Genomic DNA, 21276 nt, shown 5'->3' on the forward strand with positions numbered 1-21276 from the left:
GCAATGCCTGGCGATATTGATTATTTATTGTGATGAGAATCACTTTTTAATGGTAAACGAGTGCAATTGTTTTACACCATAGTGATGGCTGTCACGAAAATATCTTTATGCCTTAGGTAAAGTGTCTTTTTGCTTCTTCTGACAAACCCGATTCACAGAGGAGTTTTATATGTCCAAGTCTGATGTTTTTCATCTCGGCCTCACCAAAAACGATTTACAAGGGGCCCAGCTCGCCATCGTCCCTGGCGATCCTGAGCGTGTGGAAAAGATCGCCGCGCTGATGGATAAGCCGGTTAAGCTGGCATCTCACCGCGAATTCACCTCCTGGCGCGCTGAGCTGGATGGCAAAGCAGTTATCGTTTGCTCTACCGGTATCGGCGGCCCGTCTACCTCTATTGCCGTGGAAGAACTGGCGCAACTGGGTATTCGTACCTTCTTGCGTATCGGCACCACGGGGGCTATTCAGCCGCATATCAACGTCGGCGACGTTCTGGTAACGACCGCATCCGTACGTCTGGATGGGGCGAGCCTGCATTTTGCGCCGATGGAATTCCCGGCGGTTGCCGACTTTGCTTGCACCACTGCGCTGGTTGAAGCCGCGAAATCGATTGGCGCCACGACTCACGTTGGCGTAACCGCCTCTTCCGACACTTTCTATCCGGGTCAGGAACGTTACGACACCTATTCTGGCCGCGTTGTTCGTCGCTTCAAAGGCTCTATGGAAGAGTGGCAGGCGATGGGCGTGATGAACTACGAAATGGAATCCGCTACGCTGTTAACCATGTGCGCAAGCCAGGGTTTACGCGCAGGTATGGTGGCGGGCGTTATCGTCAACCGTACCCAACAAGAGATTCCGAATGCGGAAACGATGAAACAAACTGAAAGCCACGCGGTGAAAATCGTCGTGGAAGCGGCCCGTCGTCTGCTGTAATTCTCCTCTCTTTTGCAAAGGCCGACGCGTTCGGCCTTTTCTTTTTGCGTGGCGCCTCGCAGGAAATCCCTTTTAAACTGGACGTTTATACAGCACAATTCTATTTTGTGCAGGACAGTGTGGTTCCAGGAGAGGTGTTGTGGATATTACTCTTATGATAAGCGCCGTCGTGGCGCTGGCGGCTGGGGCGGTGATTGGCTGGCTGGCGACGAAAGCGCACGCCGATCAAATCCGCGCCGATCTTATCGAAGAACGGCGTGAGCTGGATATCGAACTTAGCGCGGCCCGGCAGCAATTAGCGCAAGAAGCGCACTGGCGCAGTGAATGCGAGTTACTTAATAACGAACTGCGTAGCCTGCACAGTATCAATACCTCTCTGGAAGCCGATCTGCGTGAAGTCACGACCCGTCTGGAAGCGACTCAACAACACGCGGAAGACAAAATCCGTCAGATGATCAACAGCGAACAGCGTTTAAGCGAGCAGTTTGAAAATCTGGCGAACCGTATTTTTGAACACAGTAATCGTCGCGTAGACGAACAAAACCGACAAAGCCTGAATAGCCTGCTGACGCCGCTGCGTGAGCAACTGGACGGTTTTCGCCGCCAGGTTCAGGAGAGTTTTGGCAAAGAAGCGCAGGAACGGCATACGCTGGCGCACGAAATTCGTAATTTGCAGCAGCTTAACGCGCAAATGGCGCAGGAAGCGATCAACCTGACGCGCGCCCTGAAAGGGGACAATAAGGCGCAAGGAAACTGGGGCGAAGTTGTGCTGGCGCGGGTGCTGGAGGCATCCGGACTGCGTGAAGGCTACGAATACGAAACCCAGGTTAGTATTGAGAACGATGCGCGCTCGCGGATGCAGCCGGATGTCATCGTCCGCTTGCCGCAGGGCAAAGATGTGGTCATCGACGCTAAAATGACGTTGGTCGCCTACGAGCGTTACTTTAACGCTGAAGATGACTATACGCGCGAGGCCGCTTTACAAGAGCACATCGCCTCGGTGCGCAATCATATTCGCTTACTGGGGCGTAAAGACTACCAGCAGCTTCCCGGCCTCCGCTCGCTGGACTATGTTCTGATGTTTATCCCCGTAGAACCCGCTTTCCTGCTGGCGTTAGATAAACAGCCCGAACTGATAACCGAGGCGCTGAAAAATAACATTATGCTGGTAAGCCCCACGACGCTGCTGGTGGCGTTACGGACAATCGCCAACCTGTGGCGCTATGAACACCAGAGCCGCAATGCGCAGCACATCGCAGACAGAGCCAGTAAGCTTTACGATAAAATGCGGCTGTTCGTTGATGATATGTCAGCGATCGGTCAGAGTCTGGATAAAGCGCAGGATAACTACCGCCAGGCGATGAAAAAACTTGCGTCGGGGCGTGGCAACGTTTTGGCGCAGGCGGAGGCCTTCCGGGGGCTAGGCGTGGAAATCAAACGCGAGATTAATCCGGATTTAGCGGAACAGGCCGTTACGCAAGATGAAGAATATCGTTTACGATCGATCCCTGAAGGGCGGCAGGATGAACATTATCCCAATGATGAACGGGTGAAGCAGCAGTTAAGTTAACCCATACGGAGTAGTTTAGTCCTGGCGCAGAGTAGGGCAAATTGGCCCAATCTGTTACACTTCTTGAACATTTTTATCGATAAGCAGGCACTGAGATGGTGGAAGATTCACAAGAAACGACGCACTTTGGCTTTCAGACCGTCGCTAAAGAGCAGAAAGCTGACATGGTGGCCCACGTTTTTCATTCTGTGGCGTCAAAGTACGATGTGATGAATGACTTAATGTCATTTGGCATTCATCGTTTGTGGAAGCGCTTCACCATTGATTGCAGTGGCGTGCGTCGTGGACAAACCGTTCTCGATTTAGCGGGCGGTACGGGCGATCTTACCGCGAAATTTTCACGTATGGTCGGGGAGACTGGCAAAGTTATCCTGGCGGATATTAATGATTCCATGCTCAAAATGGGGCGTGAGAAGCTGCGTAATATCGGCGTGATCGGCAACGTAGAGTATGTGCAGGCGAATGCCGAAGCTCTGCCTTTCCCTGATAATACGTTTGATTGCATTACCATTTCGTTTGGTTTGCGCAATGTAACGGAAAAAGAAAAAGCGCTGCGGTCAATGTTCCGTGTGTTGAAACCCGGCGGACGTTTACTGGTGCTTGAATTTTCCAAGCCTATCATTGAGCCGCTGAGTAAAGCGTATGACGCCTATTCTTTCCATATTTTACCGCGTATTGGCTCGATGGTCGCAAACGATGCGGATAGCTATCGGTATCTCGCGGAATCCATCCGTATGCATCCCGATCAGGATACCTTAAAAGCCATGATGCAGGACGCCGGATTTGAGAGCGTGGATTATTACAATCTGACGGCGGGCGTTGTGGCATTGCACCGTGGTTATAAATTCTAGGAGGGTGGAATGCCTTTTAAACCCTTAGTGACCGCAGGAATTGAAGGTCTCCTCAATACGTTTCTGTATCGTTCGCCAGCGCTGAAATCAGCCAGAACGCGCTTACAGGGAAAAGTACTGTGTGTGAAACTAAAGGGATTTTCGATGCCATTAGTCCTGGTATTCAGTGAACGCCAGGTTGATGTGCTGGGGGCATGGGAAGGCGAAGCTGACTGTACGGTAATCACTCAAGCTAGCGTTTTGCCAAAACTACGCGATCGTCAGCAGTTGGCCGCGCTTATTCGCAGCGGCGAACTGGAAGTGCAGGGCGATATTCAGGTCGTGCAAAATTTTGTGGCGCTCGCCGATCTCGCCGAATTCGATCCTGCGGAGCTGTTGGCGCCATACACGGGTGATATTGCGGCGGAAAGTATCGGTAAGGTCGTGCGTGGCGGGGCTAAATTCCTGCGCCACGGGTTTCAACGCCAGCAGCGTTATGCCGCTGAAGCGATCACTGAAGAGTGGCGTATGGCGCCTGGCCCGCTGGAAGTCGCATGGTTTGCCGAAGAAACCGCGGCTGTTGAGCGCGCCGTAGATTCTCTGACCACACGGCTGGAAAAACTGGAGGCCAAATGACGCCAGGTGAAGTACGGCGCCTATATTTCATCATCCGCACGTTTCTAAGCTACGGCCTTGATGAACTCATCCCCCGAATGCGTCTTACACTGCCACTCCGATTATGGCGCTATTCGCTGTTCTGGATGCCAAACCGGCATAAAGATAAATTGCTGGGTGAACGATTAAGACTGGCGTTGCAAGAGCTGGGACCGGTCTGGATCAAATTTGGTCAGATGCTCTCCACGCGCCGTGACCTGTTCCCGCCGCAAATCGCCGATCAGCTCGCTTTGCTCCAGGATAAAGTCGCGCCATTCGATGGTCGGCTGGCGAAAGCCCAGATTGAAGAGGCGATGGGGGGGCTACCAGTCGAAGCCTGGTTTGACGACTTTGATATCCAGCCTTTAGCGTCGGCGTCAATCGCCCAGGTACATACCGCGCGATTGAAATCAAACGGTAAAGAAGTGGTTATTAAGGTCATTCGCCCGGATATTTTGCCGGTAATTCAGGCAGACCTGAAACTGATTTATCGCCTTGCTCGCTGGGTACCACGCCTGTTGCCGGATGGGCGTCGTCTGCGCCCGACGGAAGTGGTGCGTGAGTATGAGAAAACGCTGATCGATGAGCTGAATCTGCTGCGGGAATCGGCCAACGCGATTCAGTTACGCCGCAATTTTGAAAATAGTCCCATGCTGTATATCCCGGAGGTGTACTCCGATTACTGTAGCCAGAACATGATGGTGATGGAGCGGATATATGGCATTCCGGTTTCGGATGTGGCGGCGCTGGAAAAGAACGGCACCAACATGAAACTGCTGGCGGAACGCGGGGTTAAAGTTTTCTTCACCCAGGTTTTCCGCGACAGCTTTTTCCATGCGGACATGCATCCGGGAAATATTTTTGTCAGCCATGAACACCCTGAAAATCCGCAATATATCGGCATTGACTGCGGTATCGTCGGGTCGCTAAACAAAGAAGATAAGCGTTATCTGGCTGAAAACTTTATCGCGTTTTTTAATCGCGATTACCGAAAGGTGGCAGAACTGCATGTCGATTCAGGCTGGGTTCCGCCAGATACCAACGTTGAAGATTTTGAGTTTGCCATCCGCACCGTCTGTGAACCTATCTTTGAAAAGCCGCTCGCGGAAATCTCGTTTGGTCATGTGTTGTTAAACCTTTTCAATACAGCGCGTCGATTTAACATGGAAGTCCAGCCGCAACTGGTGTTGTTGCAGAAAACATTATTGTATGTTGAAGGGGTTGGGCGGCAACTTTATCCTCAGCTTGATTTGTGGAAAACGGCGAAGCCGTTTCTTGAGTCCTGGATTAAAGATCAGGTGGGTATTCCGGCTCTCACGCGGGCTCTTAAAGAAAAAGCGCCGTTCTGGGTCGAAAAAATGCCAGAAATACCTGAACTGGTGTACGACAGTTTGCGCCAGGGCAAATATTTACAGCACAGTGTTGATAAGATTGCGCGCGAGTTACAGGTAAACCATGTGCGCCAAAGTCAGTCTCGTTATTTATTGGGAATTGGCGCAACGCTGTTACTGAGCGGGTCATTCTTACTCGTCAACCGCCCTGAATGGGGATTGATGCCTGGCTGGCTCATGGTCGGCGGCGTAGTGGTCTGGCTGGTTGGCTGGCGTAAAACTCGTTGAGGTTTTTTATCGCTCAACGCCGGTTGTGTCACGCAGGTACATATTATCACTCGAGGCAGTACTCAGGCCGCAAGTCAATGTCGTCCCGGTCGTATGTAAAAGTATGTGAATAGGGCGGGCGAAAGCGGCTAACAAAGAGGCAGCGCGAAGGATAATGTGTATAATGCGGCCCTATTAATTCATCATCTATCACAGAGGAACATGTATGGGTGGTATCAGTATTTGGCAGTTGTTGATTGTTGCCGTTATCGTCGTACTGCTGTTCGGCACCAAAAAACTCGGTTCCATCGGTTCCGATCTTGGCGCGTCTATCAAAGGCTTTAAAAAGGCCATGAGCGATGATGATGCCAAACAGGATAAAACCAGTCAGGACGCTGATTTTACCGCTAAATCTATCGCGGATAAGCAAGGCGAAGCGAAAAAGGAAGACGCTAAAAGCCAAGATAAAGAGCAGGTATAATCCGTGTTTGATATCGGTTTTAGCGAACTGCTGTTAGTGTTCGTTATCGGCCTCATTGTGTTGGGGCCGCAACGATTGCCAGTAGCGGTAAAAACGGTAGCGGGCTGGATTCGCGCGTTGCGGTCCCTTGCGACAACGGTTCAGAATGAACTGACTCAGGAACTGAAACTTCAGGAGTTCCAGGACAGTCTGAAAAAAGTCGAAAAGGCGAGCCTGGAAAATCTGACTCCCGAACTGAAAGCATCTATGGATGAACTGCGTCAGGCGGCGGAGTCGATGAAACGCACCTACAGCGCTAACGATCCCGAACAAGCGAGCGATGAAGCGCATACCATCCATAATCCGGTGGTAAAAGGGAACGAAACGCAGCATGAGGGCGTCACCCCTGCCGCCGCTGAAACACAGGTGAGCGCGCCGGAACAAAAGCCGGAGCCCGTTAAAGCTAACGAGCCTGAGTCGACGGAAACCGCTTCCGTAGCCACGATAGACGCCGAGAAGAAATCCGCTGCGCCTGTTGTCGAATCTTCCCCCTCGTCGAGTGATAAACCGTAAACATGGCTGTAGAAGATACTCAACCGCTTATCACGCATCTGATCGAGTTGCGTAAGCGCCTGCTAAACTGCATCGTCGCAGTACTTCTGATTTTTCTGGCGTTAATTTATTTCGCCAATGATATTTATCATTTAGTCGCCGCACCGCTGATTAAACAGATGCCGCAAGGGGCGACAATGATTGCGACGGATGTGGCGTCGCCGTTTTTTACGCCTATCAAACTCACCTTCATGGTGTCTTTGATCTTATCCGCGCCTGTCATTTTGTACCAGGTTTGGGCCTTTATCGCCCCGGCGCTGTATAAGCATGAGCGTCGTCTGGTCGTACCGCTGCTGGTATCCAGTTCGCTGCTTTTCTACATTGGTATGGCCTTCGCCTATTTTGTCGTATTCCCTTTGGCCTTTGGTTTCCTGACGCATACGGCGCCGGAAGGGGTACAGGTTTCGACAGATATCGCCAGCTATCTTAGCTTTGTTATGGCGCTTTTTATGGCCTTTGGCGTAGCCTTTGAAGTGCCGGTGGCGATTGTGTTGCTGTGCTGGATGGGCATCACCACGCCAGAAGATTTGCGTAAAAAACGGCCTTATATCCTGGTCGGGGCATTCATTGTGGGAATGCTGCTTACGCCGCCAGATGTTTTCTCGCAAACGTTGCTGGCGATACCGATGTACTGCCTGTTTGAAATTGGCGTTTTCTGCTCACGCTTTTATGTCGGTAAGCGACGGACGCGCGACGAAGATAACGAGGCCGAAACCGAAAAGGCCGAGCACACTGAAGACTAAACACAACCGCCCGCCAGGGCGGTTGTCATATGGGGGCAAGCATGTTTGATATTGGCGTTAATTTAACCAGTAGCCAGTTTGCAAAAGATCGTGATGATGTGGTCGCCCGTGCGTTTGCGGCGGGAGTAAAAGGTATGCTACTGACCGGAACGAACATCCATGAAAGTCAGCAGGCGTTAAAACTGGCGCGGCGCTACCCCCATTGTTGGTCGACGGCTGGCGTCCATCCCCATGACAGCAGTCAGTGGTCATCCGCGTCTGAAGACGCCATTATTGCGCTGGCGAACCAGCCGGAAGTCGTCGCTATCGGTGAGTGCGGGCTGGATTTCAATCGCAATTTTTCCACGCCGCAGGAGCAGGAGCGTGCCTTTCAGGCGCAGCTACAAATTGCCGCCGAATTACAGATGCCAATCTTTATGCACTGCCGGGACGCGCATGAGCGATTTCTGGCATTGCTTGATCCCTGGCTGGATAGTCTTCCGGGTGCAATACTGCACTGCTTTACCGGTTCACGCCAGCAAATGCAGGCCTGTGTGGACAGAGGGCTCTATATCGGTATTACCGGGTGGGTTTGCGACGAACGACGCGGGCTTGAGCTACGTGAACTCTTACCGTTTATTCCAGCGGAAAAGCTACTGATAGAAACCGACGCGCCGTATCTGTTGCCTCGCGATCTTACGCCGAAACCAACGTCACGACGCAACGAGCCCGCGTATCTGCCTCACATCCTGGAACGCATTGCGCTATGGCGTGGTGAAGATCCGCAATGGTTAGCGGCGATGACAGATGCCAACGCCAGAACCTTATTTGAGGTTGTATTCTGAACGATCGCTAAATCTTGCGAAAACCGGTGTTTTTTACGCTCTGCTTCACTTCTTTATTGAGTAAATTAAGCAGTAACATCGAACGCGTTTCGCCATCCGGTTCGGTAAAAATCGCTTTCAGCCCTTCAAATGCGCCTTCCGTGATGATGACGCTATCGCCGGGATAGGGGGTTTCAGGATCGACAACGCCTTCGGGCTTGTAGATAGAAAGCTGATGAATAACGCTGGAAGGCACGATCGCAGGATGCGCGCCAAAGCGCACAAAATGGCTGACGCCGCGCGTGGCGTTGATTGTAGTGGTATGTATCACTTCCGGATCAAATTCAACGAACAGATAATTAGGAAAGAGCGGTTCGCTGACGGAGGTACGTTTTCCGCGTACCATTTTTTCCAGGGTGATCATCGGTGTCAGGCAACTTACCGCTTGTCTTTCGAGGTGTTCCTGAGCACGCTGAAGTTGCCCGCGTTTGCAGTACAGTAAATACCAGGATTGCATAATGACTCTTATCCGCTTGTTCGGGGCGCAAGCATAGCAAAAGCCATGCGCGAAGTTAATTATACACTTCATCCTTTAAGCCGTATCTGGATTAGCGTTGGTTGCCAGAGTTCACGCTAATTTAACAAAAATACAGCATCCCGATGATGAACGCCGTATAATGATGCGCTTACCAAGAGGCTACAATGGACGCCATGAAATATCACGATTTACGCGACTTCCTGACGCTACTTGAGCAGCAGGGGGAACTAAAACGCATCACGCTACCTGTGGATCCTCATCTGGAAATCACGGAAATCGCTGACCGCACGCTGCGTGCCGGTGGACCGGCGTTGCTGTTTGAAAATCCTAAAGGTTACGCCATGCCGGTGCTGTGCAACCTTTTTGGCACGCCAAAACGCGTGGCGATGGGCATGGGGCAGGATGATGTTTCCGCATTACGGGAAGTGGGTAAATTATTAGCGTTTCTGAAAGAACCTGAGCCGCCGAAAGGCTTTCGCGATCTGTTTGACAAGCTGCCGCAGTTTAAGCAAGTGCTGAATATGCCGACGAAACGGTTACGCGGCGCGCCTTGCCAGCAGAAAATCGCGTCTGGCGATGATGTCGATTTAACGCGTCTTCCTGTCATGACCTGTTGGCCGGACGACGCCGCGCCGCTGATTACCTGGGGACTGACGGTAACGCGTGGTCCGCACAAAGAACGGCAAAACCTGGGCATTTATCGTCAGCAGTTGATAGGTAAAAATAAGCTGATTATGCGCTGGCTGTCTCACCGCGGCGGCGCGCTGGATTTTCAGGAGTGGTTAGCCGCGCGTCCGGGTGAACGTTTCCCGGTCTCCGTCGCATTGGGCGCCGATCCGGCGACGATACTTGGCGCCGTGACTCCAGTTCCCGATACTCTGTCGGAGTATGCCTTTGCGGGCCTGCTGCGCGGCACGAAAACTGAAGTGGTTAAATGTCTTTCTAACGATCTGGAAGTGCCTGCCAGCGCCGAGATTATCCTTGAAGGTTACATTGAGCCGGGAGAGATGGCGCCGGAAGGGCCGTATGGCGATCATACGGGCTATTATAATGAAGTGGATAACTTTCCGGTCTTTACCGTCACGCATATTACGCAGCGTGAGGATGCCATCTATCACTCCACCTATACCGGGCGTCCGCCCGATGAGCCTGCGGTATTAGGGGTGGCGCTCAATGAAGTCTTCGTGCCTATTCTGCAAAAACAGTTTCCGGAAATCGTCGACTTTTATCTGCCGCCGGAAGGGTGTTCTTACCGCCTGGCGGTAGTGACGATGAAAAAGCAGTACGCTGGTCATGCGAAACGCGTCATGATGGGCGTCTGGTCGTTTTTGCGCCAGTTTATGTATACGAAATTTGTTATCGTTTGCGATGATGACGTTAACGCACGCGACTGGAATGATGTGATCTGGGCGATTACCACCCGTATGGACCCTGCGCGGGATACGGTGCTGGTTGAAAATACGCCGATTGATTACCTGGATTTTGCCTCGCCGGTCTCCGGGCTGGGTTCAAAAATGGGGCTGGATGCCACAAACAAATGGCCGGGCGAAACCCAACGCGAGTGGGGTCGTCCTATTGTTAAAGATCCTGAAGTTACCGCGCGTATTGATGCGATTTGGGATGAGCTGGCTATCTTTAAATAACTGAAAGCGGACATCGACATTTCAGGCTGCGGCGACTCGGCTTGAAAAATGTCGGTATTGACCCGACACCCGACAGAGGGAGCGCATGACAACCTTAAGCTGTAAAGTGACCTCGGTAGAAGCTATCACCGATACCGTATATCGGGTTCGTTTAGTGCCGGACGCGGCGTTTTCATTCCGCGCTGGTCAGTATTTGATGGTCGTAATGGACGAGCGTGACAAACGCCCGTTTTCGATGGCCTCAACGCCGGACGAGAAAGGGTTTATTGAATTACACATTGGCGCCTCCGAGCTCAATCTGTATGCGATGGCGGTCATGGATCGGATTCTGAAAGACCGGGAAATCGTCGTCGATATTCCGCATGGCGACGCCTGGCTACGTGACGATGAAGAGCGTCCGTTGATTCTGATCGCGGGCGGTACGGGCTTTTCTTATGTGCGCTCCATCCTGTTGACGGCGTTAGCGCGCAACCCGGCCCGCGATGTTACCATTTACTGGGGCGGTCGCGAAGAAAAGCACCTCTATGATCTCTCTGAGCTGGAAGCACTCTCTGTTAACCATCCGAATTTGCGTATTGAACCTGTTGTCGAGCAGCCGGAAGAAGGCTGGCGTGGACGTACAGGAACGGTACTTACGGCGGTATTGCAGGATTATGGTACGCTGGCGGGGCACGATATTTATATTGCCGGACGTTTTGAGATGGCGAAAATCGCCCGCGATCTGTTCTGTCATGAGCGTAACGCGCGGGAAGATCGTCTGTTTGGCGATGCGTTCGCATTTATTTAACTATTTTATGGGACGCAGTAGCGTCCCTTTTTACGTTAGCCTACCTAAAAGTCCTCTTAAATATTAATTAATCGTCAACTATAAAACCTTATGATATTGAATATCTACAGGCTTTGTATTGCGTGTAATAAATTAAGTAATATTATGTCCTGAGGCTATCAATAAAAATAGTTAATTATATATGCTTCATTTATTTTTATAAAAGAAACATAAAATGGAAAGTTAGTTATTTATTTATAAGATGGAGAGTGTTATGAAATTTAAATATGCTTTAACTTCTCTCGCATTATCTGTTGCAATTTTGTCATCAGTACCTTCTACTGCTTTCGCCATCGGCGGCGCCAGCGGCGCTAAAGTGGACTATCAGGTCCAGGGAAAAATTGGCGAAGTTGTTATGAACCCCTATGATATCGCGCCGCTAACCGCCGTTATTCGTAATGGCGGTTACCAGTTACGTGACGTGCATGTACGGATTGTCCCCAAAGAAAATGGCCAGGAGATCGCGTATAAAGTTAATAATAAATACCTTTTAACGTATGGCGGTATCCCCGTCTTTGGTCTTTACCCAGATTATGTCAATACCGTTGAAGTTGAATATACAAGGATCCAGGGTAGTAAAACCGAAAATATAAAAGAAAGCTATAAAATGTATGCACCGCCTGCCTATATTGAATCATCGGGTACAAAAGAAGAACAATCAGCACTCTTTACTATCGATGTTAAAAAGGTTTCCCCAGAATTTAAAGATCGCTTGTATCTTTTGAATAATACGAAAGATAAGTCTGGGAATGGAACGCGTACTGTCTGGAACAACCCTACTGGGGGTGCATTAGAATGGAACTTCACTACAGCTAACGCTATTATCGACACCTCCGGTGATATTCGTTGGTTTATGAATCCAAGTTCAATTTATGATTTAAAGTCAATTTATCGTGCTGGCGTTATGATGGGCTTTAAACAAAACCAGGATGGCGCACTATCGTGGGGCTACGGTCAGCGTTATGTGAAATACGATATCATGGGGCGTGAAATCTTTAACCGCCGTCTGCCGGATAATTATAACGATTTTTCACACTCAATGGATAACGCGGCCAACGGTCACTACTTCCTGCGTGTAGCCAGCTCTAACTATAAACGTCCTGATGGGAAAAATGTTCGTACCGTGCGTGATGTGATTGCCGAAGTTGATCAGAACGGCGTGGTAGTGGATGAATGGCGTCTGTTTGATATCCTCGATCCTTATCGTGATGTGATAATGAAAACCCTCGATCAGGGCGCTGTGTGCCTGAATATCGACGCCAGCCAGTCCGGCCATACGTTGAGCGAAGAAGATCTGGCGGCGCTGGACTCCTCCGACAAATTCGGGGATATCGTGGGTAGTGGGGCTGGCCGCAACTGGGCGCATGTCAACAGCGTCGACTATGACAGTGAAGATGATTCCATCATCATCAGCTCCCGCCACCAGAGTGCGATTATCAAAATCGGCCGCGATAAGAAAGTGAAGTGGATACTGGGTACGCCTGCTGGCTGGAAAGCGCCATTTAATGCCGCAATTCTGACGCCAGTGGATAGCAAAGGCCAAAAAATTGCTTGCCAGGACAGTGGCTGCGAGGGTGACTTCGACTGGACATGGACGCAACATACGGCCTTTAAAATTGATAGTAAGAGTAAAGGCGATATCTTATACCTTTCCGCTTTCGACAATGGCGATGGCCGCGGCTTAGAACAGCCTGCTATGCAGAGTATGAAATACAGCCGCTCCGTGATTTACAAAATCGACCAGAAAAACAAGACAGTCCAACAGATCTGGCAATACGGTAAAGAGCGCGGGAACGAGTGGTTTAGCCCGGTAACCTCTATCACCGAGTACCAGACTGACAAGAATTCTGTGTTCGTGTATTCCGCAACAGCAGGTGGTGCGTTTGATTTGTCGGTAGGCGCATTTACCAGCTTGCCTAATCCGTATCTGGAAGAGTTCAAATGGGGAGAAAAAGAGCCTGCGGTCGAAATGCAAATACATGGTGCGCGTGGATATCAGGCTATGCCATTTAGCCTGACCAAAGCGCTTACTGAGTAGAACGGGCCATACGGTGAAAAAACCCGCCCCTGACGGGCGGGAAAAACGGCAACTAAACTGTTTCCCGTCATAATTCGCGCAGCCTCTTTGTTGGCTGCCTTTGCTCACCCCGGGCACATAGTTATCTATGTGCCCGGGGATTCGCTCAGTTGCCGCTGCGCTGCAATGCGAGTTATTTAGGGGATATTATCTTTGATTAAACCCGCTCAAACACCGTGGCGATGCCCTGACCCAGACCAATACACATCGTCGCCAGACCAAACTGTGCGTCTTTGCGCTCCATCAGGTTGATAAGCGTGGTGCTGATACGTGCTCCGGAGCAGCCGAGCGGATGACCAAGCGCGATCGCACCGCCGTTGAGGTTGATCTTCTCGTCTATCTGCTCCATCAATCCCAGATCCTTAATGCATGGCAGGATCTGTGCGGCAAACGCTTCGTTCATCTCAAACACATCGATATCGCTGGCTGACAGTCCCGCTTTTTTCAACGCCAGTTTTGACGCCGGAACCGGCCCGTAACCCATAATTGACGGATCACAACCCACCACTGCCATTGAGCGAATACGGGCGCGAGGTTTCAGACCCAGCTCACGGGCACGACTTTCGCTCATTACCAGCATGGCGGCTGCGCCATCGGAAAGCGCGGATGAGGTGCCCGCCGTGACCGTGCCACTAACCGGATCAAATGCCGGACGCAGCGTTGATAGCGCTTCGACCGTGGTTTCCGGGCGGATCACTTCATCGTAGCTAAACTGCTTCAACACGCCGTCTGCATCATGACCGCCAGTCGGGATAATCTCCGTTTTGAATGCGCCAGACTGCGTGGCGGCCCAGGCGCGAGCGTGAGAACGCGCGGCGAACTGGTCCTGCATTTCCCGGCTAATGCCGTGCAGGCGGGAGAGCATTTCCGCCGTTAGCCCCATCATCCCTGCCGCTTTGGCGACGTTGCGACTCAGACCCGGGTGAAAATCCACGCCGTGGCTCATCGGCACGTGCCCCATATGCTCCACGCCGCCAACCAGACAAACCTGCGCATCGCCGGTCATGATCATTCGCGCTGCATCGTGTAACGCCTGCATCGAGGAACCACACAGACGGTTGACGGTGACCGCCGGTACCGAATGGGGAATTTCTGCCAGCAGCGCGGCGTTACGGGCAATGTTAAAGCCTTGCTCCAGCGTTTGTTGTACGCAGCCCCAGTAAATATCATCGAGGGTGGCCGCTGTAAGCGACGGATTACGCGCCAGCAGGCTACGCATTAAGTGGGCGGAGAGATCTTCTGCCCGCACGTTGCGAAACGCGCCGCCCTTCGAACGGCCCATCGGGGTGCGAATAGCATCGACAATGACAACCTGTTCCATTGTGACTCCTTAAGCCGTTTTCAGAGAACCAACCGGACGGGCTGGTTCAACCGGGGGATAATACGGTTCGTTATGGCGCGCTTTATTACGCAGCCCTTCCGGCACTTCATACAGCGGGCCGAGGTGTTGATACTGCTGCGCCATATCAAGATATTTCGCGCTGCCCTGTGTATCCAGCCAGCGGAATGCGCCGCCGTGGAACGGAGGGAAGCCCAGGCCGTAGACCAGCGCCATATCGGCTTCCGCCGGGCTTGCGATAATGCCTTCTTCCAGACAGCGAACCACTTCGTTAATCATCGGGATCATCATACGGGCGATTATCTCGTCGTCGCTGAAGTCGCGTTTCGGCTGGCTGACGCTTGCCAGCAGGTCATCCACCGCGGCATCTTCTTCTTTCTTCGGCTTACCCTTGCTGTCTTCTTTATAGCGCCAGAAGCCCAGACCGTTTTTTTGCCCAAAACGGCTGGCGTCAAACAATGCGTCGATCGCGTCGCGGTAATCTTTCTGCATACGCTGTGGGAAGCCTGCCGCCATTACTGCCTGCGCGTGATGCGCGGTATCAATGCCGACAACATCCAGCAGATAGGCCGGGCCCATCGGCCAGCCAAACTGTTTTTCCATCACTTTATCGACTTTGCGGAAATCCGCGCCGTCGCGCAGCAGTTGACTGAAACCGGCGAAATAGGGGAACAGCACGCGGTTAACAAAGAAGCCGGGGCAGTCGTTGACTACAATCGGCGTCTTGCCCATTTTGCTGGCCCAGGCGACGACTTTGGCGATGGTTTCGTCTGAACTCTTCTCGCCGCGAATGATTTCAACCAGCGGCATCCGGTGTACCGGGTTGAAGAAGTGCATTCCGCAAAAGTTTTCCGGACGTTCCAGGGCGCTTGCCAGTTCGCCAATTGGGATGGTGGAGGTATTTGAGGCCAGCACGGTTTCCGGGCGCACTTTCTGCTCGGTTTCCGCCAGTACCGCTTTTTTGACTTTCGGATTTTCGACTACCGCTTCGACAACAACATCTACGCGATCGAAACCGGCATAATCGAGAGTCGGGTGGATGGTCGAAATGACGCTCGCCAGCTTCAGACCGTCGATCTTGCCGCGCTCCAGCTGTTTGTTCAGCAGCTTGGCCGCTTCGGTCATGCCGAGGTTCAACGATTTATCGTTGATATCTTTCATGATGACCGGTACGCCTTTCCAGGCCGACTGGTAAGCGATACCGCCGCCCATAATGCCCGCGCCCAGTACGGCTGCCTGTTTCGGCGTCTCAATATCTTTGGTCAGCTTTTTGGCTTTACCTTTTACATATTGATCGTTGAGGAAGATACCGACCAGCGCACGAGCCTCATTGGTATGCGCCAGCGGAACAAAGCTTTTATTTTCCAGATTCAGCGCTTCTTCACGACCAAAACGCGCGGCGGCTTCAATGGTTTTCACTGCGGTCATCGGCGCCGGATAATGTTTACCCGCCGTTTGTGCGACCATGCCTTTAGCGATGGTAAAGCTCATCGCTGCTTCAATCTTACTGAGTTTCAACGGTTCCAGTTTCGGCTGGCGTTTAGCTCTCCAGTCGAGATCGCCGGTAATGGCCTGGCGTAACACCGCTATCGCGCCTTCAATTAGCTTCTCTTGTTTGACCACGCCGTCCACAAGGCCGATTTTCAGCGCGTGCTCAGCACCGACATCTTTACCTGCCGCGATAATCTCCAGCGCGCTGTCTGCGCCCAGCATACGCGGCAGACGAACGGAGCCGCCGAAACCCGGCATGATGCCCAGTTTAGTTTCCGGCAGACCGATACGGAGGTCTGGCGTCGCCAGACGGTAATCGGTGGCCAGCACGCATTCGCACCCGCCGCCCAGCGCATAGCCGTTTACGGCGGCAAGGGTCGGTACGGGTAAATCTTCCAGACGGTTAAAGACGCTATTAGCGAAATGCAGCCATTGGCTTAACTGCTCTTCGGGGACGAGGAACAGTGAAAGAAATTCGGTGATGTCCGCGCCGACAATAAAGGCCGCTTTATTCGAGCGCAGCAGCAGCCCTTTTAAATCGTGTTGCTTTTCCAGCACCTCAAGCGCCTGGCCGAGGCTGGCGACGGTTGCGGTGTCGAGTTTATTGACCGAGCCTGGAGCATCGAACACCAGTTCGGCGATGCCATCTTCCAGCCAGTCGAGGTACAGGGTGTCGCCTTTATAAAGCATGTCAGTCTCCTGAATCCACAAGGTGATCTGGTCGTACCAGATGAAGCGAAGTGTGTATTTTGTGTTAATAAAATGCAAATAAATGATTAAAGAAATGCCGATGTGATCACGCTCGGCAGAGATCACGCTCTCGTGGGGCGATGTGCTAAGATGCGGAAACTTGAGGTCAAAAAAACAGAAGGGTAAAAAATGGAATCACTGGCCGCGCTCTATAAAAATCATATTGTTACCTTACAAGAACGGACGCGCGATGTTCTGGCGCGCTTTAAGCTGGATGCGTTACTTATTCATTCCGGCGAGCTTTTCAACGTCTTTCTCGACGATCACCCTTATCCGTTTAAGGTCAATCCGCAGTTTAAAGCGTGGGTGCCGGTAACTCAGGTTCCAAATTGCTGGCTGCTGGTCGATGGCGTCAACAAACCCAAATTGTGGTTTTATCTGCCGGTCGATTACTGGCATAACGTTGAACCGCTGCCAACGTCCTTCTGGACAGAAGAAGTCGAGGTCGTCGCCTTACCGAAAGCGGATGGCATCGGCAGCCAGCTGCCTGCCGCGCGTGGCAATATCGGCTATATCGGCCCGGTTCCTGAGCGCGCGCTACAATTGGATATCGCCGCCAGCAACATCAACCCGAAAGGTGTTATCGACTATCTGCATTACTACCGCGCCTATAAAACGGATTATGAACTGGCCTGTATGCGCGAAGCGCAGAAAATGGCGGTGAGCGGTCATCGTGCGGCGGAAGAGGCCTTCCGTTCCGGCATGAGCGAGTTTGACATCAACCTGGCGTACCTGACCGCCACGGGACATCGCGATACCGATGTTCCATACAGCAACATTGTGGCGCTGAACGAACATGCCGCCGTGCTGCATTACACGAAACTGGATCATCAGGCACCGTCTGAAATGCGCAGTTTCCTGCTGGATGCGGGCGCGGAATACAACGGCTACGCGGCGGATCTGACGCGAACCTGGTCGGCGAAAAGCGATAACGACTACGCCCACCTGGTGAAAGATGTTAACGACGAACAGTTGGCGCTGATCGCTACCATGAAGGCGGGCGTTAGCTATGTGGATTATCATATTCAGTTCCATCAGCGCATCGCAAAGCTGCTGCGTAAGCATCAAATCATTACCGACATGAGTGAAGAGGCGATGGTGGAAAATGATCTCACCGGGCCGTTTATGCCGCACGGTATTGGTCATCCGTTGGGTCTGCAGGTACACGATGTGGCCGGGTTTATGCAGGATGATTCCGGTACGCATCTCGCCGCGCCGTCCAAATACCCGTATCTGCGCTGCACGCGTGTGTTACAGCCGCGAATGGTGTTGACCATCGAACCGGGGATTTACTTCATCGAATCGCTGTTAGCGCCGTGGCGCGAAGGGCCGTTCAGCAAGCACTTCAACTGGCAGAAAATTGAAGCGCTCAAGCCTTTCGGCGGTATTCGCATTGAAGATAACGTGGTCATCCACGAAAACGGCGTGGAAAACATGACGCGGGATTTAAAACTGGCGTAATGGACAGTTGGTTAATCCCTGCAGCGCCGGTCACCGTTGTTGAAGAGATCAAAAAAAGCCGCTTTATTACGCTATTGGCGCATACCGATGGCGTAGACGCGGCGAAAGCGTTTGTTGAGTCAGTCAGAGCTGAGCACCCTGATGCGCGCCACCATTGTGTGGCGTGGGTGGCGGGGGCGCCGGACGACTCACAGCAACTGGGCTTTTCAGACGACGGCGAGCCGGCGGGAACGGCAGGCAAGCCGATGCTTGCGCAATTGATGGGCAGCGGCGTCGGAGAAATTACTGCCGTCGTCGTGCGCTACTATGGTGGTATTCTGCTGGGTACGGGCGGGCTGGTAAAAGCCTATGGCGGCGGTGTGAATCAGGCATTACGTCAGCTTGCCACACAACGCAAGACGCCATTAACCGAATATACTTTGCAGTGTGAGTACGGTCAGTTGGCCGGAATCGAAGCATTATTAGGACAGTTTGCCGGGAAGATCGTTTCCAGCGATTATCAGGCGTCTGTTCGGCTCAGGGTGGCGCTTCCTTTTGCTCATGTGAATGCATTTTCCACAAAACTGGCGGATTTTAGCCGTGGTTCATTGCAATTGTTAGCGATTGAAGAATAATCCCCACCTCATTTTTAAGAATAAAGGAAGCGGCAGAGATGCATTTTCGCGCCATTACCCGAATCGTTGGACTACTGGTTATCTTATTTTCGGGGACAATGATTCTCCCGGGACTGGTAGCGCTAATATATCGTGATGGCGCAGGAAGAGCGTTCACGCAGACCTTTTTTGTCGCGCTGGCGATCGGTTCCATACTGTGGTGGCCGAACCGTAGGGAAAAGGGCGAGCTGAAATCCCGCGAAGGATTTCTTATCGTGGTGTTGTTCTGGACCGTGCTGGGCAGCGTGGGTGCGCTGCCGTTTATTTTCTCGGAAAGCCCAAACCTCACCATTACCGATGCTTTTTTTGAATCGTTCTCCGGGTTAACCACCACGGGCGCCACTACGCTGGTGGGGCTGGACTCATTACCGCACGCCATTCTCTTTTATCGTCAGATGCTGCAATGGTTTGGGGGTATGGGGATCATTGTGCTGGCGGTGGCGATTCTCCCTATCCTCGGCGTCGGGGGGATGCAGCTCTATCGGGCAGAAATGCCGGGGCCGCTGAAAGATAACAAAATGCGCCCGCGTATTGCCGAGACGGCGAAAACGCTGTGGCTTATCTATGTCTTGCTAACGGTAGCCTGCGCGCTGGCGCTATGGTTTGCAGGGATGCCCGCGTTTGACGCTATCGGACACAGCTTCTCCACTATCGCTATCGGCGGCTTCTCAACGCATGACGCCAGCGTAGGCTATTTTGACAGTCCCACTATTAATACCATCATCGCTATTTTCCTGCTGATCTCCGGTTGTAACTATGGCCTGCATTTCTCTTTATTAAGCGGGCGTAGCCTGAAAGTATACTGGCGCGATCCGGAATTCCGCATGTTCATCGGCGTACAGTTGACGCTGGTGGTAATCTGCACGCTGGTACTGTGGTTCCATAATATCTACGACTCGGCGCTGACAACGCTAAATCAGGCATTCTTCCAGGTTGTGTCGATGGCGACAACGGCAGGGTTTACCACGGACAGCATTGCGCGCTGGCCGCTGTTTTTGCCCGTCTTGCTGCTATGTTCCGCGTTTATTGGCGGTTGCGCCGGGTCAACGGGCGGGGGGTTAAAGGTCATCCGTATTCTGTTGTTGTTTAAACAGGGGAACCGCGAACTCAAACGTCTGGTGCATCCGAATGCCGTTTACAGTATTAAGCTGGGGAACCGGGCGCTGCCAGAACGTATTCTGGAAGCCGTCTGGGGATTCTTTTCTGCCTACGCGCTGGTATTTATCGTCAGTATGCTGGCTATTATCGCTACAGGCGTAGATGATTTCTCGGCTTTCGCCTCGGTAGTGGCTACGCTTAATAACCTGGGACCGGGGCTGGGGGTGGTTGCTGATAACTTCGCCAGTATGAATCCGGTTGCGAAATGGATACTCATCGCCAACATGCTATTTGGTCGTCTGGAAGTATTCACTTTGCTGGTACTTTTTACCCCGACTTTCTGGCGTGAATAATGGAGTAACACGTGAAAACATTGATTCTTTTCTCTACCCGGGACGGACAAACGCGCGAAATTGCCTCTTATCTGGCTTCTGAACTCAAAGAGATGGGGATCTGGGCCGATGTCGTTAATCTGCATCGCGCAGAAGAGCCGGACTGGGATAGCTATGATCGCGTAGTGATTGGCGCGTCTATTCGTTATGGTCATTACCACAGCGCCTTTCAGGAGTTCGTTAAGAAATACGCCACGCGGTTGAACGGAATGCCGAGCGCCTTTTATTCCGTTAACCTGGTGGCGCGTAAAGCTGAAAAACGGACGCCGCAGACTAACAGCTACGCGCGTAAGTTTTTAATGAGCTCTCCGTGGCGACCTGACTACTGTGCCGTCATTGCAGGCGCGCTTCGCTATCCCCGTTATCGCTGGTATGACCGTCTGATGATCAAGCTTATTATGAAGATGTCGGGCGGCGAAACGGATACCAGTAAAGAAGTGGTGTACACCGACTGGGAGCAGGTTGCGCACTTTGCCCGTGAAATAGCCCATTTAACCAACAAATCGTCGGCAAAATAAACGCAAAGAATAAAAAGTGCGCACTCAGAAAATTATTTTAAATTTCCTCTTGTCAGGCAGAAATAACTCCCTATAATGCGCCACCACTGACACGGAACAACGGCACACAGGCCGCCGGGTCAGCGGGGTTCAGACCAGAACCTCACGGAGAAAAGCGAAAATAAACGCTTGACTCTGAAGCGGGAAAGCGTAATATGCACACCCCGCGCCGCTGAGAAAAAGCGAAGCGGCACTGCTCTTTAACAATTTATCAGACAATCTGTGTGGGCACTCGAAGATACGGATTCTT

The 21276-nt window shown here is 52.1% G+C and carries 19 protein-coding genes; 16 read left to right on the plus strand and 3 right to left on the minus strand.

Going from position 1 to position 21276, the window contains the following annotated elements:
* Positions 1 to 169 precede the first annotated feature (169 nt).
* From udp to tatD, 9 genes are all read left to right on the plus strand, one after another.
* Positions 170 to 931, plus strand: coding sequence for a uridine phosphorylase (gene udp / locus ABVN36_RS20630; protein ID WP_000045169.1), 762 nt, complete (start codon positions 170 to 172; stop codon positions 929 to 931).
* A gap of 139 nt (positions 932 to 1070) precedes the next feature.
* Complete coding sequence (gene rmuC / locus ABVN36_RS20635; protein WP_000355562.1) at positions 1071 to 2501, plus strand: DNA recombination protein RmuC; 1431 nt, start codon at positions 1071 to 1073, stop codon at positions 2499 to 2501.
* 95 nt (positions 2502 to 2596) lie between these two features.
* Positions 2597 to 3352 (plus strand): bifunctional demethylmenaquinone methyltransferase/2-methoxy-6-polyprenyl-1,4-benzoquinol methylase UbiE, encoded by a 756-nt coding sequence (gene ubiE, locus ABVN36_RS20640; protein WP_000229009.1) that lies wholly within the window; start codon positions 2597 to 2599, stop codon positions 3350 to 3352.
* 9 nt (positions 3353 to 3361) lie between these two features.
* Positions 3362 to 3967 (plus strand): ubiquinone biosynthesis protein UbiJ, encoded by a 606-nt coding sequence (gene ubiJ, locus ABVN36_RS20645; protein ID WP_001116085.1) that lies wholly within the window; start codon positions 3362 to 3364, stop codon positions 3965 to 3967.
* Positions 3964 to 5604, plus strand: coding sequence for a ubiquinone biosynthesis regulatory protein kinase UbiB (gene ubiB, locus ABVN36_RS20650; RefSeq protein ID WP_000187559.1), 1641 nt, complete (start codon positions 3964 to 3966; stop codon positions 5602 to 5604). Before ubiJ ends, ubiB begins: the two co-directional genes overlap by 4 nt.
* Before the next feature lie 205 nt (positions 5605 to 5809).
* The gene (gene tatA, locus ABVN36_RS20655; RefSeq protein ID WP_000508972.1) at positions 5810 to 6064 is read left to right on the plus strand and encodes a Sec-independent protein translocase subunit TatA; all 255 of its coding nucleotides are present in this window, start codon (positions 5810 to 5812) and stop codon (positions 6062 to 6064) included.
* Positions 6065 to 6067: 3 nt separating this feature from the next.
* A complete protein-coding gene (gene tatB / locus ABVN36_RS20660; protein WP_001609185.1) occupies positions 6068 to 6616 on the plus strand; it encodes a Sec-independent protein translocase protein TatB in 549 nt (182 codons plus the stop codon).
* 2 nt (positions 6617 to 6618) lie between these two features.
* Positions 6619 to 7398: a Sec-independent protein translocase subunit TatC gene (tatC, locus tag ABVN36_RS20665; RefSeq protein ID WP_000257554.1), complete on the plus strand. Its 780-nt coding sequence runs from the start codon at positions 6619 to 6621 to the stop codon at positions 7396 to 7398.
* A 41-nt stretch (positions 7399 to 7439) separates the two neighbouring features.
* On the plus strand, positions 7440 to 8222 hold the full coding sequence (gene tatD / locus ABVN36_RS20670; RefSeq protein WP_000459642.1) for a 3'-5' ssDNA/RNA exonuclease TatD: 783 nt from the start codon (positions 7440 to 7442) through the stop codon (positions 8220 to 8222).
* Positions 8223 to 8229: 7 nt separating this feature from the next.
* On the opposite strand, the gene rfaH is transcribed toward tatD, so the two are convergent.
* The gene (rfaH, locus tag ABVN36_RS20675; protein WP_001192410.1) at positions 8230 to 8718 is read right to left on the minus strand and encodes a transcription/translation regulatory transformer protein RfaH; all 489 of its coding nucleotides are present in this window, start codon (positions 8716 to 8718) and stop codon (positions 8230 to 8232) included.
* A 185-nt stretch (positions 8719 to 8903) separates the two neighbouring features.
* Here rfaH and ubiD point away from each other — a divergent pair, with 185 nt between their 5' ends.
* From ubiD to ABVN36_RS20690, 3 genes are all read left to right on the plus strand, one after another.
* Positions 8904 to 10382, plus strand: a complete 1479-nt coding sequence (ubiD, locus tag ABVN36_RS20680; RefSeq protein WP_000339760.1) for a 4-hydroxy-3-polyprenylbenzoate decarboxylase — start codon at positions 8904 to 8906, stop codon at positions 10380 to 10382.
* 85 nt (positions 10383 to 10467) lie between these two features.
* On the plus strand, positions 10468 to 11169 hold the full coding sequence (fre, locus tag ABVN36_RS20685) for an NAD(P)H-flavin reductase (protein WP_000209831.1): 702 nt from the start codon (positions 10468 to 10470) through the stop codon (positions 11167 to 11169).
* 253 nt (positions 11170 to 11422) lie between these two features.
* Complete coding sequence (locus tag ABVN36_RS20690; protein ID WP_000669892.1) at positions 11423 to 13246, plus strand: aryl-sulfate sulfotransferase; 1824 nt, start codon at positions 11423 to 11425, stop codon at positions 13244 to 13246.
* Positions 13247 to 13442: 196 nt separating this feature from the next.
* On the opposite strand, the gene fadA is transcribed toward ABVN36_RS20690, so the two are convergent.
* Together fadA and fadB are read right to left on the minus strand one after the other, a co-directional pair.
* Positions 13443 to 14606 carry an acetyl-CoA C-acyltransferase FadA gene (fadA, locus tag ABVN36_RS20695; protein WP_000438783.1) on the minus strand — a complete coding sequence of 388 codons (1164 nt, stop codon included), beginning with the start codon at positions 14604 to 14606 and terminating at the stop codon, positions 13443 to 13445.
* Positions 14607 to 14615: 9 nt separating this feature from the next.
* Complete coding sequence (gene fadB / locus ABVN36_RS20700) at positions 14616 to 16805, minus strand: fatty acid oxidation complex subunit alpha FadB (RefSeq protein WP_023138664.1); 2190 nt, start codon at positions 16803 to 16805, stop codon at positions 14616 to 14618.
* Between the two features lie 189 nt (positions 16806 to 16994).
* Between fadB and pepQ the strand changes: the two genes are divergently transcribed.
* Genes pepQ through hemG form a run of 4 tightly spaced genes read left to right on the plus strand, consistent with a single transcriptional unit; the run spans position 16995 to position 20987 of the window.
* Positions 16995 to 18326 (plus strand): Xaa-Pro dipeptidase, encoded by a 1332-nt coding sequence (pepQ, locus tag ABVN36_RS20705; RefSeq protein ID WP_000444529.1) that lies wholly within the window; start codon positions 16995 to 16997, stop codon positions 18324 to 18326.
* Positions 18326 to 18940, plus strand: a complete 615-nt coding sequence (locus ABVN36_RS20710) for an IMPACT family protein (protein ID WP_000378897.1) — start codon at positions 18326 to 18328, stop codon at positions 18938 to 18940. The genes pepQ and ABVN36_RS20710 overlap by 1 nt, the downstream gene beginning before the upstream one ends.
* Positions 18941 to 18978: 38 nt before the next feature.
* Positions 18979 to 20430, plus strand: a complete 1452-nt coding sequence (gene trkH, locus ABVN36_RS20715) for a Trk system potassium transporter TrkH (RefSeq protein WP_000545688.1) — start codon at positions 18979 to 18981, stop codon at positions 20428 to 20430.
* Positions 20431 to 20441: 11 nt separating this feature from the next.
* Positions 20442 to 20987 (plus strand): menaquinone-dependent protoporphyrinogen IX dehydrogenase, encoded by a 546-nt coding sequence (hemG, locus tag ABVN36_RS20720; RefSeq protein WP_000853982.1) that lies wholly within the window; start codon positions 20442 to 20444, stop codon positions 20985 to 20987.
* The last annotated feature ends 289 nt before the right edge of the window (positions 20988 to 21276 follow it).

It is taken from the genome of Salmonella sp. SJTUF15581 (assembly GCF_043356775.1).
In the GTDB taxonomy this organism is placed as follows: Bacteria; Pseudomonadota; Gammaproteobacteria; order Enterobacterales; family Enterobacteriaceae; genus Salmonella; species Salmonella enterica.